At 49.6% G+C, this 16,527-nt stretch carries 19 protein-coding genes; 11 read left to right on the top strand and 8 right to left on the bottom strand.

Annotated features, from left to right (window positions below; translation table 11 throughout):
• Window positions 1–73: 73 nt before the first annotated feature.
• Window positions 74–1,456, bottom strand: coding sequence for a hypothetical protein (locus tag H6624_12655; GenBank protein ID MCB9085195.1), 1,383 nt, complete (start codon window positions 1,454–1,456; stop codon window positions 74–76).
• A 193-nt stretch (window positions 1,457–1,649) separates the two neighbouring features.
• On the opposite strand from H6624_12655, the gene H6624_12650 reads away from it, so the two are divergent.
• Together H6624_12650 and H6624_12645 are read left to right on the top strand one after the other, a co-directional pair.
• Window positions 1,650–1,838, top strand: a complete 189-nt coding sequence (locus H6624_12650; GenBank protein ID MCB9085194.1) for a hypothetical protein — start codon at window positions 1,650–1,652, stop codon at window positions 1,836–1,838.
• A 161-nt stretch (window positions 1,839–1,999) separates the two neighbouring features.
• Entirely contained in the window at window positions 2,000–4,024 is a 2,025-nt protein-coding gene (locus tag H6624_12645; GenBank protein MCB9085193.1) for a LamG domain-containing protein, read from the top strand.
• Window positions 4,025–4,043: 19 nt separating this feature from the next.
• Here the strand turns inward: H6624_12645 and H6624_12640 are convergent, their stop codons facing one another.
• Both H6624_12640 and H6624_12635 read right to left on the bottom strand, forming a co-directional pair.
• Window positions 4,044–5,654, bottom strand: coding sequence for a hypothetical protein (locus tag H6624_12640; GenBank protein ID MCB9085192.1), 1,611 nt, complete (start codon window positions 5,652–5,654; stop codon window positions 4,044–4,046).
• Window positions 5,651–6,481, bottom strand: a complete 831-nt coding sequence (locus H6624_12635; GenBank protein ID MCB9085191.1) for a TIGR02147 family protein — start codon at window positions 6,479–6,481, stop codon at window positions 5,651–5,653. The genes H6624_12640 and H6624_12635 overlap by 4 nt, the downstream gene beginning before the upstream one ends.
• A 342-nt stretch (window positions 6,482–6,823) precedes the next feature.
• Between H6624_12635 and H6624_12630 the strand changes: the two genes are divergently transcribed.
• Both H6624_12630 and H6624_12625 read left to right on the top strand, forming a co-directional pair.
• Window positions 6,824–7,099 (top strand): hypothetical protein, encoded by a 276-nt coding sequence (locus tag H6624_12630; GenBank protein MCB9085190.1) that lies wholly within the window; start codon window positions 6,824–6,826, stop codon window positions 7,097–7,099.
• 77 nt (window positions 7,100–7,176) lie between these two features.
• A complete protein-coding gene (locus H6624_12625) occupies window positions 7,177–8,136 on the top strand; it encodes a hypothetical protein (protein MCB9085189.1) in 960 nt (319 codons plus the stop codon).
• Window positions 8,137–8,235: 99 nt separating this feature from the next.
• On the opposite strand, the gene H6624_12620 is transcribed toward H6624_12625, so the two are convergent.
• Window positions 8,236–9,231 carry a serine/threonine protein kinase gene (locus tag H6624_12620; protein ID MCB9085188.1) on the bottom strand — a complete coding sequence of 332 codons (996 nt, stop codon included), beginning with the start codon at window positions 9,229–9,231 and terminating at the stop codon, window positions 8,236–8,238.
• 175 nt (window positions 9,232–9,406) lie between these two features.
• Between H6624_12620 and H6624_12615 the strand changes: the two genes are divergently transcribed.
• A complete protein-coding gene (locus H6624_12615; protein MCB9085187.1) occupies window positions 9,407–10,372 on the top strand; it encodes a M23 family metallopeptidase in 966 nt (321 codons plus the stop codon).
• A 185-nt stretch (window positions 10,373–10,557) separates the two neighbouring features.
• The gene (locus tag H6624_12610; GenBank protein ID MCB9085186.1) at window positions 10,558–10,881 is read left to right on the top strand and encodes a hypothetical protein; all 324 of its coding nucleotides are present in this window, start codon (window positions 10,558–10,560) and stop codon (window positions 10,879–10,881) included.
• A gap of 17 nt (window positions 10,882–10,898) precedes the next feature.
• Here H6624_12610 and H6624_12605 read toward each other — a convergent pair whose 3' ends face one another.
• Window positions 10,899–11,426: an inorganic diphosphatase gene (locus H6624_12605; GenBank protein MCB9085185.1), complete on the bottom strand. Its 528-nt coding sequence runs from the start codon at window positions 11,424–11,426 to the stop codon at window positions 10,899–10,901.
• Between the two features lie 56 nt (window positions 11,427–11,482).
• Here H6624_12605 and H6624_12600 point away from each other — a divergent pair, with 56 nt between their 5' ends.
• From H6624_12600 to H6624_12590, 3 genes are all read left to right on the top strand, one after another.
• Window positions 11,483–11,893: a hypothetical protein gene (locus H6624_12600; GenBank protein ID MCB9085184.1), complete on the top strand. Its 411-nt coding sequence runs from the start codon at window positions 11,483–11,485 to the stop codon at window positions 11,891–11,893.
• A 117-nt stretch (window positions 11,894–12,010) separates the two neighbouring features.
• A complete protein-coding gene (locus H6624_12595; protein MCB9085183.1) occupies window positions 12,011–12,721 on the top strand; it encodes a cysteine hydrolase in 711 nt (236 codons plus the stop codon).
• Window positions 12,722–12,732: 11 nt separating this feature from the next.
• On the top strand, window positions 12,733–13,077 hold the full coding sequence (locus H6624_12590) for a hypothetical protein (GenBank protein MCB9085182.1): 345 nt from the start codon (window positions 12,733–12,735) through the stop codon (window positions 13,075–13,077).
• A 12-nt stretch (window positions 13,078–13,089) separates the two neighbouring features.
• Here H6624_12590 and H6624_12585 read toward each other — a convergent pair whose 3' ends face one another.
• Together H6624_12585 and H6624_12580 are read right to left on the bottom strand one after the other, a co-directional pair.
• Window positions 13,090–13,419, bottom strand: coding sequence for a hypothetical protein (locus H6624_12585; GenBank protein MCB9085181.1), 330 nt, complete (start codon window positions 13,417–13,419; stop codon window positions 13,090–13,092).
• Window positions 13,416–14,117 (bottom strand): 1-acyl-sn-glycerol-3-phosphate acyltransferase, encoded by a 702-nt coding sequence (locus tag H6624_12580; protein MCB9085180.1) that lies wholly within the window; start codon window positions 14,115–14,117, stop codon window positions 13,416–13,418. The genes H6624_12585 and H6624_12580 overlap by 4 nt, the downstream gene beginning before the upstream one ends.
• 105 nt (window positions 14,118–14,222) lie before the next feature.
• On the opposite strand from H6624_12580, the gene H6624_12575 reads away from it, so the two are divergent.
• Both H6624_12575 and H6624_12570 read left to right on the top strand, forming a co-directional pair.
• Window positions 14,223–14,993, top strand: a complete 771-nt coding sequence (locus tag H6624_12575) for a class I SAM-dependent methyltransferase (protein ID MCB9085179.1) — start codon at window positions 14,223–14,225, stop codon at window positions 14,991–14,993.
• Window positions 14,994–15,083: 90 nt separating this feature from the next.
• On the top strand, window positions 15,084–15,914 hold the full coding sequence (locus H6624_12570; GenBank protein MCB9085178.1) for a class I SAM-dependent methyltransferase: 831 nt from the start codon (window positions 15,084–15,086) through the stop codon (window positions 15,912–15,914).
• 4 nt (window positions 15,915–15,918) lie between these two features.
• On the opposite strand, the gene H6624_12565 is transcribed toward H6624_12570, so the two are convergent.
• Window positions 15,919–16,485 (bottom strand): hypothetical protein, encoded by a 567-nt coding sequence (locus tag H6624_12565; GenBank protein ID MCB9085177.1) that lies wholly within the window; start codon window positions 16,483–16,485, stop codon window positions 15,919–15,921.
• Window positions 16,486–16,527 lie beyond the last annotated feature (42 nt).

Here is a 16,527-nt window from a genome sequence, read left to right as displayed (position 1 = left end):
TTTTAGTGCCAAATCTGGGTGGCAACTCCAAATGCCGAGTTGCCGTCGATAGAATCAGGGGGTAAGGCAGCGACTACTTGCCGCCCTTTAAATTGATCAACTTGCCATCATAGCCGGGCGAAGAGACATCACGCATTGCTTTAATGATCTTTTGAGGCAGAACCTGAAACATAGAGTAGTCGTAGTTGCTGCGGGAGTAAGGCTCGTGTTCACTGTCGAAAAGGCCTTGTACCTGGCTTAGGGCCAAATCACCCCACTGGAGACTGTAGTTGGCGACGTCGGCCACGTTCGAGGTGAGGCCTATTAGTAAGCAGCCGATTCCGGCTTCTCGTCTGCAGTAGTAGTATTCTTCAGACTGACGTCCTAATAGGTCGTTCTCATCTGAAGTAATCCAGGAGCGGTGCCCCACTCGTTCCATTGCATTTCGCCACATTCCAAATGTTGTAAAGCAAATAACTGGATTGGATTTGTCAGAAGGGAGGTGGTTAATGTCACAGTTTTCAAAGGCAACGATCTTGGTGTTAGGGGACCACTTTAAATCTGGATGTCTTTCTTTTGTCGTATAAAGGGCGTCTTCAATCTGAGCCAGTTGACCATAAACCCGTCCTTGCCATTTTTCCACGTTCCCTGCGTCCAAAGTCCCTAATGAGATTTTCAGTCCAAACTCATTGCCGATTTCTTTGGCAATTTTTTCCAGGTGAACGATCTGCTCAGATGGAGAACCAAGGTTGCGAAAGTCATGCAGGTCAGCGACACTCGTTTTCCGGGATAACAGTTCATAAGTGAGCTGATCGGTTTTTTCCATTTCGCCCTTTGCATACGGCTGAATAGTATAACTAGCGACAGCTGAACCTTCGCCAACACCTTCGGAGGTGGGGCTCATTGCCAGATGACCCTTGTTTTCATCGTTAATAATCTGAACAGAATGGTAGCCGATAACATTGTAACCCCAGTCAACTTTGAAAACCTCACTCGCAGCCCAGTTGACGATGGTGCCGGCAGCAGCGGCTGATTTGTTGAGTTCGAGCCACACCAACACGAGGTGGGTCTCGGAACCAAAGACATCGATGGGAGCCTTAACGCTGAGCTGTCCGTTTGGATAAACTGTAGTGAGTTCTTCTGCACCAAGGGAGATTTTACCGGTGGCCCCCCTTACATGGATGGGTTGGCAGTAGGATTGGACTGCCGGGACGCTTGCGAGATCAAACAGAGCCCGTGATCGGGGTAAAAACTCCGAAATGTCCTTAGCACAGGACAAAATTGGAGCGATCAAGAATTCGTTCATGCCATCCCGATCATAGCGAGGGGAGGTCACCGAGGTGAAATCGACGCTGACGACCTTTGTTGGAAAATCCATTTTGCTAATTGGGAGGCGGCCCTTACCGGTTGCGGTAAAAGACAGTGTGGCAGCCATAGCGGTGACGATGAAACCGACAGATTTTGTAGTAAGTGACATTTTTCGCTCCATATCTAAGGTATGCCGATGTCATCGACATCTTTAGTCTCTACCCAGACCCTTAAATTGGACCCGCATAGTCCCAAAGCAAAGGGTGGGCCAGGTCCTGATTCCGGACCATTCTTGTAGTCAAGGCACGTCAACTAGAGAGCCGAGGCGAGGCTAAGATCGGCATTGGAAGGCTTTAGAGCTTTTGTTTTATTACCAACCACAGTGGGGCAGCCACCATGATTCCAAACCCGAGTTGATATTTGAGCATCTGCGGATTCTTAACGTCCGCGGGACGCCCACCTTTTTTGAAAACGGTAGGGCCCTGGATGATTTTGGCATGGAAAGCCTGAGGCGCCTGATCAAAGAAGAGGTGGACAAGGCCTATCGGTAATACTGTCCCGAAAAAGTCAACCTAATGACCAGTCTCCAGCTGGAACGTTTATGGCTCAGTTTCTCAGATTGAGCCGCAATTCCGTTAAGATTTCGTCGAAAGTACTGTGGACTCTTTTCTCGGGAGGGGCAGGAGTCGATAATATTGATAGGAAGGACTTCATGTCTCAGCGGTACGTTTTCTTAGGGACATTGGCCATCTCGGTCTTCATGCTTGGTTGTCGTTTAGGGGACAACCAAATCAGTGGGTCAATTAGTGGTGACCCCAATGCACTGCTGCCCCCGAGTATCACCACCCATTTTAATTTGAATCTTTCAGGAATTGTCGCTGGATCTGAAGGAAGTTCTGATGGTCTTGCCTACGATGCCTTAGATGGTTGGATCGGTCTTGAACAAAGTCCCTCAATACCCAGTAGCTATCCCCTAAACTCTTCTTGGATTAACACTACCGGTCTGGCGGCTTACTGGCGCTTGGATCAGGGCTCAGACGGATTGGTCGGTAACAACGCGAGTGTTCAGGATGTTTTAGGTTTAACTCCAGGCCTAAGCAAAGATGGTGATGCCACTTTGACCTGTGAGTCGGCCCAAGTGGATCGCGGCATGGTGTTCGATGGCGTGAACGACTACATTGAGGTGGCTAACACAGCACAAATCGAAATTACTGGTGATCAACTAACGGTAATGGGTTGGATATGGGTTGATCCATCTGTCACGACTGATCTTGCGCTCCTGTGCAAAGGGCCGAGTGTGAATAACGAGACCTATATGCTAGGAATCGATAATGGAGCACAGTTCAACTTCCGCACGACAACCACAGTCGGTGGCTACAAGAGAATGGACGTCGGAACAATCACCAAAGGGCAATGGACCCACGTTGCTGGAACCTACAATGGCTCCGAAATGGTTTACTACGCGGACGGCAAAAAGATTGCATCCCTTAGCCAGACAGGAAGCCTGGTTAATGACGGTTCGCCTCTTTATATCGGAAAAAGATGTGTGGGAGATCTTCGCTATTGGAAGGGTAAGCTTGATGAGGCCTCTGTTTGGAGTAGGGCTCTGACCGCCAGCGAAATCAAGCTCGTATATGATAGGCAGGGTAAGCTCTACGGTGAGTTTCGTTCGCCTGTTCTCAATGCCGGCGGTAGTCTCAATTGGCAGATTCTGAGTTGGGAGCCTGAGGCACCCTATGGAAAAGAGCTCCCAAACAACCAAACCACTGAAACCGGTTATTCTTCCGGAAATGTCAGTATGACGGGAAATGTTCTTCTATATCACCTCAACGAGACGGGAACGCCCACTACCTTTGTTGACGACTCTGGAGGAACCTCCACTGTTCACACGGGTTCATGTACGGGAACCTGTCCGACGGTGAGCAATCAAGGCGCCTTTGGTGGGGCCATGGCATTTGATGGAACTCAGTACCTGGAAATCCCTCATCACTCTGATTTCGATTTAAGTGAAGGGACGGTTTCCGTGTGGGTTAAGGTCACTGGGTCTGGCGGAACTTATGGAATCGTATCAAAAGATTCAAGCGGCTTTGATACGGGTGGACACTTTGATCTTAAGGTTGTTCCGAACTCTGAAGTAAGACTCAGAATCCAGTCGAGTACGGCCGACAATACCATTACGACCAATTGCACCCCTTTGTCTTTGAACAGCTGGCACCACGTAGCGGCCTCATTTGGCGCAGCGGGGATGAAGCTCTATGTTGACGGTCAACCGCTCGCCACTGACCCCTATTCCGGAGGTCTGGACGCATCTTCTGGTGGGGCGGGCAATTTTGAACCCTGGGCGATTGGGGCTTCGACGATTGGCAGTGGAGACGGTACGGTTACTCCCGTGTCCAATCCTCTAGAGGGGCAGATTGATGAGCTTGCCATTTGGAATCGCCAAATGGCTGACGCCGAAGTTTTAAATCTCTATAAGCGCGGAGCCTACCGTGTGCAATTTCAGGTTCGAGCGTGTACTCAGTCTGATTGTTCAGATAACTCTAGCTTCATTGGCTTTGACGGATCAAGCTCCACCTTCTGGTCAGAGTTCGTCAATTCTTCGATGCTCTTCCCTTCCCTAGACATGGGGCCTCTTAATCAAACCAGCCGCTACTTTCAGCTTCAGGGCTGGTTCGAGTCCCGGATTCCGGGGAGTTCGCCCAGGCTGAGGAACTTCAAGATTGGTGGCAGTCAGTAGGGGCCGTCTCCAAAACCAATTACCATTCAATCGGGCTAACCAAGTAAACCGGATTCGCCTGAGGGAAGTTGAAAACGTCAAACGTGCCAAATTCTCCGAACGCGTCGAAGTAGTTGATAGTTGAACCTTCGGCCCAGACTTTGTTTTTCCACAGAGTCACTTTTATCCTTTGATGGCTCTTAAGATCTCGAAGTTCCATATCAGTGGGCCCGATTGGACGAGTGGAAAAACAGCTTGAACCGGCCCATAGCCTGAGAAAATTCCCATCCACTTGAGTTTTAATGGGCAGCCGTACCGCTAGACCCGATTGGAGGTTTCTAGCTGAATCTGGGAGAAAAACGGAAACCTTGTCGGGGGAATGGTTAAACTCAACCTGCAACTCCACATCATCGCCGCAGCGAACCTGTGCCCGTGGCCCTGAAATACCGACGATTTTCAAGGGGGAGTCCAAGCGATTTGGGTTAACGACTTTGATTTTAAGATCCCTGTAGCCGACAACCACGGGACCATTAAAGGGTTCTGCAATCAGGCCTGGAAACTGAAACAGCTTGTAGTTGACGAAGATCCTCTCCATTCCAGCAATCTGAATTTTGTATTCGCCTTCCGGGAGAGTTTCGGGAATAGGTATTTCGACAGAGAAATTCTGAGGCGACTCCCAGGTCAACGGCCAGCTCCCTTCGCTGATGAAGTCATTGGCCTGAAAGTTGGTCGCGAATGGAATCTTGGCAACTTCGCCGACTCTGACTTCGATGACCTTTGAAGGGTTTGTGATCGTCCAGAGGGCAAACGGCAGACTCCGGCGCGAGGGATCTAAAACCTCAACCCAGTAGCCACCCTGGGGATGGAAGGTGCCGACTTCTGATTCCAGACGAAGGCTTACCAGTTTATAGGTGCCAGCAGGAATCAATCCAAGGGGCAATCCACCAGTATACTCCATGGGATGGCCAGAAGGTTGAAGCGAGCCCCGCAATCGAAATTCCATTCTACTGTCGAGATCAGCAAAGTGACCGACAACCTTGCCGGAGCCTCCAAGATCAGTGATTCCCTTGAGGCGAATTTGTACAGCCCCGCCCACGGTAGATTGGGGGCTGTCAATTCTTGCCCAGTCGATGGAGCTCTCTTGCTTTCCAAGCTGAGAGTCTTCTTTTAGAGATTCAATCATGAGTGATACAATTCCGGCTCCTCCGCGCGAAGTACTGACCTCTGCCTTTAGCACTAGGAGTTTTCCGCTAAATTGAAGAACCGCCAACATTTCACGCCTGAGACCGTAGGGTCCGGACGTCCATTGGCCGGTGTGATTGACTCCAACTAGGTTGTTTACAGAAGCTCTGAGCCAATCGCAGGTGCCACATAGAAAGTCCCTGCCATATTCCTCGGGAGAACCTTGGTAGCCATCGACAACAGTGATTTTTAGGAAGGATCCATCAGGGGTTGGAAGAGATGAGGGAAGGCTGTTAAATTCGGTTTCGCTGCTAGAGGTCTCAACCAGCTCCCAGGATACCGGGTATTGGATGCTGTAACCATGTACTGGATGTTTGTAGCGAAGAAAATCATTTCCTCCGGCGCCGCCGACGGCCCAAGCAGTTATCGGAGTCAAAATTAGGATCAAAATGCCGAAGATGTTTTTCATTTTTCTTCTCCCTGGGTGAGCGGAAAAAAGTTGAGATTCAGTTGGTAGACCTGACTTTTGTCGTTGAGGCTTTTGGTCAAATACTCGTTAATGGATTCACGAAATTCGTAGAGCTTTTCCTTCACGTACTGGATATCGGTCTCACTTACTGCGACCGTCAGGGCTTCGTAGTGTCTCGCTTCCCGGGGAAGCTGGAGACCCTCGCGGGCAAGGGTAATCATATGATAGTGGAAGTCCCTAATGAGAGAGCTCGGCAAATTGAAGTCACTTTCCAGGCTCGGGTCATCAATCCAGAGTCTGCCGTCTTTTTCCCGAATTAAATCTAGCTGGCTAAGCAGATCAACTGCCTTTTCAATCTCAGATTGACTCAGTCGTTGTCTGATTCGCTTGGAAATCCATGTTGAGGAAAGGGTAAAATCCTTCAGGTGGATCATTTCGCGAATAAGCCAAAAGTACCATTTGGAAAACACCAGATACTGATTGAGCTTGAGAGTTCGGCTGGGGGCCCCACTCCTCTTGCTCAAGCGGGTGAGCTGAGTCAAAAGCTGGGATCTTTCTTCAGGCTCTTTGGTTTGATTGTATCTGACGAGGAATTCAAAGTACTGAGCTTGCGACTTTTTGTGCTTAAGTCCGTGGTTGAGTTTGGCAATTGCCGAAAGAGATAGGTTTCTTTGTCCCGTTATCACCATCGAGATATAAGAGGTGGATCCGAAGCCGGTTTCCTCAGACAATCTACGAATCGTAAAATTTGGATGACTTTGTTTGCGTGCCCTACAGTAATCCTGCAGGTACTGCCTATAGTCCATGTACTCGTACAAGTTGCACATGGCTTACCCCCCGGTTCATGTGATGGGAGAATCATTTTCCTTGGATAGATACGGGGTCAATGGTTAGGAGGACTTTTGGGGGAATTTTTGAACACTTTTGTGTTCAATAACAGGGGCGGATCTTCGCGATGGAAGGCCCAGTTGCCCTATTTCCAAGGGTTTTCGAGGACCCTTGGATTTTAAGAAAAGGGCGAGTTTTCTATGGGTTAGTGTTCAATAGATGTCCCTTTTTGGGCCGGGCAAGGTCCCGCAAACAGGGCAATCTTCTCAAGGCCCATTGATTGGGCGCATTAATTTATCTATAGAGGAGAAAAGTGTTTTCCGCAGAAATCGGGGTCGCAAATGAAAAAGCTTGTTTTGGTCTTTTGTGTTTTGGCTTTGTCGGCAATCAGCTCGGCAAATAACTCTTCCATTGTTACGGCAAGTGGAACTTCAGAGTGGCTTCGAGCCTCGGCTTGGCGGCACGAAGCCTCCGCTGTAGCTAACTTCAGAATCGATGCCTTTGAAAAATGCGCTCAGCGCGGTTACTCCAACTGGGTTGTTCTTAGCGGTAAATGTAGCCCGAGCCTATTTGGCGTCCCCTGCTACACCTATACAGCCACCGTCAGATGCCATTAAATTTAAGAAAATAGCCGCAACTTTTGGCTCTCCTGGGGGTTTCCCTTGCAACGGACGCTTACCCAAAGGAGATAGCCGTGAAACCCGCTACCAATATATGGACGCATTCTATAGTGCTTCTGATGAGCCTCGCCCTGATGAACTGTACGCAAAAGCCGGTTCAAAACGGCGTGGGTACGTTGGGAGATGAAGACGAAGACTTTGTTGAAATGTCACTCGGCGCCTACGAAGAGGCCGCTCAAGAGTTCGCCGAAGGCGGCGGAGGTGGTCTGCAAAAGATCAGTCCTATGCTCAAGCGTGGTGGCATTGATTGCTCAGAGCATCCCTATACCCCTGCTCTTGGGTCCCCAGACTGTTCATCTTCAGCCGATGGTCAATCCATTGTTGCTGACTTCGGCAGTTGTACGGCTGGATTCTGGGATCAATTCACCTTGAGTGGTCAGGTCCTATTGGCCTTTGACAGTGCTGCCACCTGTAATGATTGGATTTCTGGTGGCGACTTGCCTCAGTCGGGAAGTCTTATCAGAACCTCTGATGGCGTCACAAAGTTGAATAACTTTTGGGAATACCAAATCAAGTGGAATTCGCTTGATCACAGTAACTACAAAGGTGAGTCCCTTGGTGGTGGTGTGATGACAACTTTCGGAGCCAACGTGCGGAACTTTGAAATCGCTGGCCTTCATCGGCAAGTGATCCGTCGAGATGGAGTGAGCGTGCGTGGTGATCAGTCAGTGCAAACTGAAAGCGACCTAGTTGTCCTTGGCTCAAGGGCCAACGGCGACCTGGTTATCCAAAGCGGAACAATTTTGGTGAACCACAACATATTAAAGGTGGACTCCAAGGCCATTTACGAAGACTTAGCCTTTAGCAAAGACTGTGACTGCCCAGTCTCTGGCAAGTTGACTAAGCAACTCTCCAGCGAGAACTTTGCCAAAGAAAAGATCTACGATTTCAATACCGGCCTTTGTGGTAAAGTCACTATCACTAAAGCCGACGGCCGGCAGCTGACAAAAATTCTCAGACGCTGTCAGCCCTAAAACTGACTTCCTCCGAACAAAAAGCAAATAGAGAACCATTGTTGTAGAAGGCTCCTAGGGAGCCTTCTTTTTTGGGCCAGAGATCGCAGTAAAAGCGATTCAACCAGCCTTTTCGAGTTTTTCGTCTGTGTGATAGCTGTGCTTCTGCAGACGGCTCAGGTGAGCCTGGTGCTCTTGGGCGAAGAATTTTTTGAGTGAGCGGCGCAATTGGGCCTGGCTGTATTTGGGATGGGTGGTGTGGTAATACTCTTGGAGCTCCAACAAAAAAGCGTCTGCGGTTTGATAGCGGCTTCCCGAGTTGGGTGCTAACATCTTGCCTAGAATGTAATTCAATTTATGGTGGTCGACGACTTTCTTGTCCAGCGCTTTGACGGGCTCTCCTTTGAGAAGCTTTTTGTGAATGGTCTTGAGTGAGTCCCACTCATAGTAGCGTTTGCCGCTGAGCATTTCCCACAGCAGTAAACCAAGAGCAAAAATGTCGGTCGTCGAGTCGACGATGCCGCCTTGAGCCTGCTCGGGGCTCATGTAATCCACCTTGCCCATGACGCCACTAAGGGTGGAGGCCTGGCTGGTGGCATCCATGCGGGCAACGCCAAAATCTATCAGTTTAACTTCCCCCTCAAAATTCAACAGGACATTGTGAGGACTCACGTCCTGGTGAACCACGGGGGCCGCACCTTGAGTTTCGGGATCAACAAAGCGATGGGCGTAAGAGAGTGCCTTGCCAATTTCCAACACCAAATGAATAGCCACCTCAGGAGGGAGATCTATCTCACCTTTCATTTGCCGTGACATCAAATCGCGAAGGCTAATACCGCCCACGTATTCCATCACCAAATAAAAGGTGTCGCGGTCCACTCCGAGTTCATAGACGGTGGCAATGTTGCTGTGATCGAGGCGAATGGCCATAAGTGCCTCGCTACGAAACAAGGCCTTCATTTTTTCATTTTGCGTGAGATCGGGTCGAATTTTCTTGAGGGCTACAAGCTTACTAATACATTCAGCTTCCTGACTTCGGGCCAGGTAGACCTCACCCATGCCGCCTGTGCCGAGAACCTCAAAAAGCTGGTACTTACCCATTCGACCTATGGACATGGCGAATCCTGAAGCGGGCAAAATGAAACATGTATCGAGTAACCCATCACCTTCATAGATCGGATTTTCGGGCCAAAATGTAAGTCCAGCTTGGCATTGAGGTGGGGGGAGGCGGTGCCCTGACCTGGTGAAAACTTTTCTGGTGGAATCAACTATTTGCGCGAGTAGTGGCCTAGTGGCACCGAATGTGCTTAATGATGGAGCGATGTCGGTTCGCAGAATGAGATTCCTTATCTTTGCAGTTCTATGGATGTTGGCCCAGTGGTCAGCTAGTGCTGCTCTTCGCTGCCGTCCGGCCGTTGCCAAGCCCCATATCGCTTCAACAGAGAGAGTCCTTCACGTCGTTGAGGCCAAGAACTGGTGGTGGGGATCCAAAGACAGCTATTTTGCTCTCGTATTTAATCCATCCCGCCCGGATCAGCCCTTGCGTGTCGTTGAGGCAAAAAAGCGAGAGGACTTGCCGAGACCTGGTGAGGCAGACGTGGCGGCTTTCCACTCGTATTTGAAGGCGAACAATCTGACCATTCTCCGCTCACCCCTGGAGGGAGAGGCCTATGTCATCAACGGCAACAAGGAGCACCACCACAATAACGAAAGTGGTTTCGGGGATTTTGCCTGGGATCTGGTGAAGCTCGATTCCCGGACCAAGCTAAGTTATCGGAGGAGCGGGCGCCGCAATAGCGACTTTGTTGTCTGGAACAAGAAGGTTTGGTCTCCGGTGCAGGGCAAGGTCGTTGAGGTGGTTCGAAATCAGCCAGATAATCCAGCTAAATTAGAGGGCGGGGAGTTTACGGCGAGACAAGACGGCAACTACGTGGGTATCCATTTGGGTGGGAACTTCTACCTCTACCTTCTTCACTTCAAAAGGAACTCCATACCTGAGTCCGTCGTCGTTGGATCTACGATAAATGTGGGAGATTATTTGGGTCGTGTGGGCAATTCGGGAGTCAGTCTGGTTCCCCATCTTCACATGAGTCTTTACTATTTTGACAAAGGGACCAACAGGTATTGGAGTGTTCCAGGTCTATTTTCCCGACTGGGCGTGAAGGCCTTGAGCGAAGAGTCCGGAGAGGTTCGATCTGACTATGTTCCCTCCTCGGGAGATTTAATCTTCAATCCTAGGCCGATATCTGAGCCCTAATGCTCATTTTTAGGGCGACATCGGCGACTATCTACACCGCCGACTTGGCACTCAAATTGAGTTAACTCTAGTTGTATCCAGGAGAGCTAAAACTGGTTGAGCCTGGTGAACCAGAGGTTGAACAGATGTCGAACAATTTTTGCTCCTTCAAACGCCCCCTTGCCCATAAGCTATTGAAAATACTTATGATAATGATCTCTGTTGGTGGTGCCTCTGGCGCCTACGCCAACCTCAGGTGTGTCTCTCCGTCTGAGGGCATAAGCCCCACTTTGGTGTGCACCTTGGCTGGCGAGAGATTCTATTGCACCAATGCGGCGCTTGCTCAGGGTGGAGAGGGAACCTGCTACCTCATGCCCGGGCCCAAGGGGAGTTGGTACAACGATGTGCAGCCGCTGAGAATGGTGGATCTGGAAAAGTTGGATGCCAATGGGTTTTTGTTTCGCGAGGACACCTACGAGCATTACGGTCGCTGTCTGGGATATGTGAAATTTCCCGACTGTCTTAAGTAAAAGCTTAAGCCATACGATCAGGGAAACTTCTTTTTATACAACTCAATGGCGGCCTCCAGGCTCTTGATCGCGTGGGTCGCACCCAAAAACTCCTCTACCACCACGGTTTTGTGCTCTAAGGCCTTATAGTCTTCAAAGAACCTTTTTACCTCTGCCATGCGATGAGGCGGAAGCTCTGTGATCGAACTGTAATGAGCGTACTCAGGGTCATTGGCGTGAACCGCAATAATTTTATCGTCGGACTCACCTTGGTCGCTCATCTTCATCAGACCAATGGGCTTTGCTGTTAAGATCGTCAGCGGGTAAACCGGCTCCTGGCCCAGTACCAAAACATCCAGAGGGTCGTTGTCCTCACAGTAGGTCTTTGGGATAAAACCATAGTTGGCCGGATACTGAACCGAGCTAAACAAAACTCTGTCCACGCGGATCAGCCCTGTCTCTTTGTCGAGTTCATACTTGTTCTTAGATCCTTTTGGAACTTCGATAATGGCGGGAAAGGCGTGAGGGATATCAGAACCGAGAGAGACATCATGCCAAGGGTTCATGGCTTGCTCCTTGTAACTTCATGGGAAGAACTTATACTAGATTTCGAGAGGTGCAAGTGAGAAGAGGGCGATTATTCAAAACTACAATCCTGGCTCTCTTCCTCGTGACGGGGTTGGCCTGTAAGCACGAAGACAAAAAAACCGTGGAGACACCAGTGAACGCCTTTTTCGTCGAGCTCGCCAAGCAAAACACGCAAGTTACAGCCGAAGAGATCGAGTTTATCGATGCAAGCTTCAGAAAAAACGGCAAATTCGAAAAGAGCAGTTTTGGTGATTACTCCGTCGGTCTTGAGGCCTTAAACAAGGAGGCCTATATCAAGGTCCAGCCCAAGGCTGGGAGCTATTTTGTTGAACTGAACTCCCGATCCGGAAATTGGGAGTTCAGTGTTGAAGTGGATAGGGCGACAGGAGCCTGGAAGAATCCCGCCCAATTTGATGAGGCGTCGGCGCCTGAGTCCGAAGATTGAGTCAGAGAAGCGGTCTAGTCCTAGGTATGGATTTCCTCAAATTTACAGGCTGCAAAGCCGAACAATTCTTTAAGAATTTAGGGGTTTGCAAGTGGCTCCTGGACCGGGGGAATACATTTGAAAAGATTTAAGGCTTACAGAGAAATCCTGGTGATGGGTTTCTCCCTTTTGATGGTGTTGACGATAGCCGTCTCCACAGCAATAGCAGGCGGCGAGGGAACGGCCTTGGTTATTATTGATATGCAGCCTAGGTTTGTTACCCGTAACCGCAATCATGGAACAGATGAAAACCAAGCCAAGGTGGATCAGATCATTGACAGTCAGGTCGTTGCGATCCAGAAAGCCAAAGAGTTGGGGCTGCCTATCGTGGTGGTGGAATACGAAAACTATGGTGACACAAACGCAGCTCTCAAGAAGGCCATTGGCGACTACAAGCGGGTCAGGTACTTTCAAAAGGACCGTGATGGAATGTTTGACCCCCGGAACTCATTTCGCGGCCCGCTGATGGAACATCTGAAGGAACAAGACATCGGGACCTTGTTGATTACCGGGGCCAACGGTGGCGCCTGCGTTAAAAGAAGCATTCGTGGAGCTCTTGAAAATGATTATCAAGTCATTGCTTACGCAGAGGGAATCGCTGATTTCAACTTTAAAGAGTTCATTTACCCCTATAAATACAAGAAAGATCAAATTGATGTTACGTGTGCAAAGTGTACCTTTAGGGAGGTATCAGGTGCGGATCAGCTTATGAGGGCTATCATGGGCAAGGGTTGGATAGCCAGGCCGATGATCGAGGGAAGTGGTGTCGGAGCAAAGGGTTCAAGATGAGGTATGAATATATGAAAAGTGCTTTTTTAAATCTGCTATTAGTGGGCCTATTTTTCCTATCAGGTGTTGCCATGGCTGCGGAATTGGACGATGTCAAAGTTCTTAAGGTTAGCCCCGGAAAAGACAGTATCGAAGTGATGATGCAACTCAAAGAGGGGCCGGCCAATTCCTACTTCTTGGTCGATATCGTAAAGGACGACAAGGCCGCCTACGACAAGTTACTTCACGTACTTAAAAAGCAGCAGCAAAAAGGGAAGTACCGCCTCGATCTCAAGATCGCCAGCTTTAGTGATTCTCCCAGCGGCAGCTACTATGTCAGTACAGAAGTGGCTTTCACCGGGGCTCAATCGAAGTAGGCCGGTGTAGTCCTAGTCTGGACATTTAACATCGACTCCGTCGCTGGAGCCATCTTCACATGAAACTTCAATTCGGTTGTAAGGTGAAAAGGCAGAGCACATCCCTGCTGCGATCTCACACTGGATGCCGTCTTCTGTTGCAAAACTGTCATTGAAGCTAAAGCTGCAAGACGGATTGAAGTCAAAGGTCTCAAAGCCCACCTGAACCCTCACATCCATTGAGATCCACCCGTCGACACAGTCGTTCTCGTCATGATCAATGCGAATGGCCATCTGTCCGGTCGCCACAGGTACATGCAATAGAGCCACAAGGCTGAAAATGAGAAATAGCTGTCTGTTCACGACTCAATCTCCTTGCAGTGTTGGTGCATGCGGTCTTCCAAGTCAGCGATGACTTTTTTGCGGAAATCATGGGCGTCGTCAGCGGCCAACGACGCCTTGTACTCCTGAACATCCAGCTGCTCAAAGGCGACCTTGATGCGTTTAAAGACTTTGGGAACAGACTGGCCGGGTGCCTGGACGTGATGGAGTCCGCCAGAGTAGGCAATGAGAATTTTTCCACCATCCAACTCTGCGAGAATATCGGCCACGCCGCCCTTAACACTCATTGGGTTGCCATGTTTGTCCAGGCCATCGATGCGCTTCATGCGTCCTTCCGGAAAAATAAACATCAGCGAGTTCTTGTCCCGGGCCCGATTTAGGTACTGATCCCAAGTCTCGTCCCGCTTGCGGGTAATGGGAATACAATTGGGCACAAAATACTTGAATAGGCGGCCGACCAAAGGGCGTTTCATCGTCACATCCGCGATTGGAACGACCAATCGCTCAATGGCTCTCCAAAGACGATAGTTGGGAATGACCGAAATAAACAGAGGTTCAAACAGGCTGGTGTGGTTGAGGGCAATGACTAGGCGCAGGTCTTCCCAGTCAATTTGATCCTTTGGCGTGAGCCAATGATCTTCGGTTTTGTAAAGCACAAGGCTTAGGCCTTTGATGCCAAAAACAAAACCGGCGCTAATGAGCTTTATCAATGGGTTCATGTCCACCGCCTGATTGGAACGCACACTCCCTATGCTTGACCCTAAAGAGAATAAAATGCTCTTCTAACCGTGACAAGTACATGGGCTACAACTTTTTGGAGGCAAATGGAAGGTCATCGCCACAATCCCACCGGTCGGTTCTCTGACCGTGTTGAAAACTACATTAAGTACCGTCCAGGTTACCCGGCAGAAATTATAAAATTGATGCAGGAAGAGATGGGATTAGAGACTCACCACTCGATAGCCGATGTAGGATCGGGCACGGGTATTTTTTCTGAGCTCTTATTGAAAAACGGCAATCGGGTCTACGCGATCGAGCCTAATCAGGAGATGCGTATGGCGGCTGAAAGGCTTCTCCATGACTACCAGAATTTTCATTCAATATCGGGATCATCTGAGGCGACGGGGTTGGAATCTCGGTCGGTGGAAGTGGTCACCGCAGCTCAAGCGTTTCATTGGTTTGAACCCGAGGCAACAGGCAAAGAGTTTTCTAGGATTCTAAGACCTGGTGGACACATTATGTTTGTCTGGAACGATAGGAAAACTGAAGGTGAGTTCGCAGCGGCCTATGAAGACCTGATTGTCCGTCATAGTACAGACTATGAGCAGATCAATCACCGCAACATCAGTGCGGGCGAAAGTGTAACCAAGTTTTTTGGCCAGGCTCCGAGCCGAGCTACTTTTGCAAATTTTCAAGAATTCGATTTTGAAGGATTTAAGGGGCGTTTGGTTTCTTCATCCTACATTCCCAACCAAGACCATCCTGGATATCCGCTGATGATTAAAGAACTGAAGGACTTGTTTGATAAGCACCAAACGAACGGAGTGGTGCGCATCGATTACCAAACAGAGGTATTTTGGAGTCAGCCGGACTAGGTCTGGGTCCTGAAGGTATAATAAAGGAGTTCTTTACTCCACATCATCCATGAACCTGTTATCCTGGATCTCACCACCAGGGGGGATGATGTGTCTACAGATCAGAAAGTAGCTCAGAACTATCAACATGGATCACTGCTCGCGGCTATTCAGGCGGGAATTGAAAAGCTGGGCAAGACCCTGGAAACCGTGACCGTGGAGGACCTAGGTCCAGTTGATGAATTCCACATTGGCGGAAGGGTGGCCACTGATCGCCTGCTGAAGCAGCTGGGCGTTCAAAAGGACAGTCGGGTTCTTGATGTCGGTTGTGGACTTGGAGGGGCTGCCCGATATGTCGCCAAAACTTTCAATTGCCAGGTATCTGGCGTGGACCTAACGGAAGAGTACATCGCTACGGGTAATTCACTCTGTTCTTGGGTGAAATTGAACAATCGGGTGAATCTTGTTCACGGCAATGCCCTGGATCTTCCCTTTGAGGATAACAGCTTTGATCGCGCCTATATGCTCCATGTGGGGATGAATATTGAAGACAAAGAGAAGTTGTTCACTGAGATCAACAGAGTTCTCAAGCCCGGGGGGGTCTTTGGGGTCTACGACGTTATGCAGATCCAGCCCGGCGAAATGACCTACCCTGTGCCCTGGGCCTCAGAGCAGGAAATTTGCAAGCTCGCTTCTCCTCGTCAGTACAAAGAGGCTTTAAAGGCGGCTGGCTTCGATGTTGTAACAGAAGCCAACCAAAAAGAATCAGCCATGGAATTTTTCAAGAACATGAGGGCCAAGATGGAGGCTGATGGGCCGCCACCCTTAGGTCTTCACACTCTCATGCGTGCCAGCACTCCAGTGAGGATTCAAAACATGGTGCAGAATATTGCGGCTGGCACCATTTCTCCTGTGGAGATTATTTCAAGAGCTCTCGGATAGTTAACTACAGAGAGAGGCGATTGATTTCCTGAACGGCCAGATCAACAGCAACCTGGCTGTTTTTTTGATCCAGTTTGTTCTCATCATTTGGTCGCAATAGCCAATAGGTCTTGCTCGTAATGAGATCGGCGCCGGAATCTGCGATCGCCTGTTCGAGTGCCAGCTGCGCCCATTCGGTACTGCCTGCACCAAGGGTAAAGGCGACCACCCTCTTGTTCTTGAAATCTGACTTGGAAATCCAGGATGTTGTCTTCCAGTCTGGACGCCAGTTATAAGTGTTGGCAATAACCACAATGAGGTCAAATTTGTCCGTGGACGGAAAGTTCGCGGAGCCGTGAGTTGCAACCACCACCCGCCACTCTCGGCCAACAAACTCCTGGGTGACGGCCTGGGCAATTTTTTTATCCAAAGGGTAAAAAGGATCGGGCTGGTAGGCGATTAACATAGATCTTTGGAAGTTCTCAGGACCATGCACTTTAACAGAATCCACCGTGCGAAGTTGCACAAAGAGGGTTAGGGCCACCCACAAGCCTGCGATACTCCCCAACGTAATGGCCGCGCCTTTTTTCACCCGCACCTCCCCAAGTCCAATTAACGCCCGAGCCTAGACAGA

It is taken from the genome of Pseudobdellovibrionaceae bacterium, from assembly GCA_020635075.1.
GTDB lineage: Bacteria > Bdellovibrionota > Bdellovibrionia > Bdellovibrionales > UBA1609 > JADZEO01.
This window is presented reverse-complemented; position numbering and strand designations above follow the sequence as displayed.

What these genes read in the sequence shown, in the direction of transcription:
- H6624_12655 (MCB9085195.1), bottom strand. Translation starts at nt 1,456, where the DNA reads ATGTCACTTACTACAAAATCTGTCGGTTTCATCGTCACCGCTATGGCT.
- H6624_12645 (MCB9085193.1), top strand. Translation starts at nt 2,000, where the DNA reads ATGTCTCAGCGGTACGTTTTCTTAGGGACATTGGCCATCTCGGTCTTC.
- H6624_12640 (MCB9085192.1), bottom strand. Translation starts at nt 5,654, where the DNA reads ATGAAAAACATCTTCGGCATTTTGATCCTAATTTTGACTCCGATAACT.
- H6624_12635 (MCB9085191.1), bottom strand. Translation starts at nt 6,481, where the DNA reads ATGTGCAACTTGTACGAGTACATGGACTATAGGCAGTACCTGCAGGAT.
- H6624_12630 (MCB9085190.1), top strand. Translation starts at nt 6,824, where the DNA reads ATGAAAAAGCTTGTTTTGGTCTTTTGTGTTTTGGCTTTGTCGGCAATC.
- H6624_12620 (MCB9085188.1), bottom strand. Translation starts at nt 9,231, where the DNA reads ATGTCCATAGGTCGAATGGGTAAGTACCAGCTTTTTGAGGTTCTCGGC.
- H6624_12610 (MCB9085186.1), top strand. Translation starts at nt 10,558, where the DNA reads ATGATAATGATCTCTGTTGGTGGTGCCTCTGGCGCCTACGCCAACCTC.
- H6624_12605 (MCB9085185.1), bottom strand. Translation starts at nt 11,426, where the DNA reads ATGAACCCTTGGCATGATGTCTCTCTCGGTTCTGATATCCCTCACGCC.
- H6624_12590 (MCB9085182.1), top strand. Translation starts at nt 12,733, where the DNA reads ATGAAAAGTGCTTTTTTAAATCTGCTATTAGTGGGCCTATTTTTCCTA.
- H6624_12580 (MCB9085180.1), bottom strand. Translation starts at nt 14,117, where the DNA reads ATGAACCCATTGATAAAGCTCATTAGCGCCGGTTTTGTTTTTGGCATC.
- H6624_12575 (MCB9085179.1), top strand. Translation starts at nt 14,223, where the DNA reads ATGGAAGGTCATCGCCACAATCCCACCGGTCGGTTCTCTGACCGTGTT.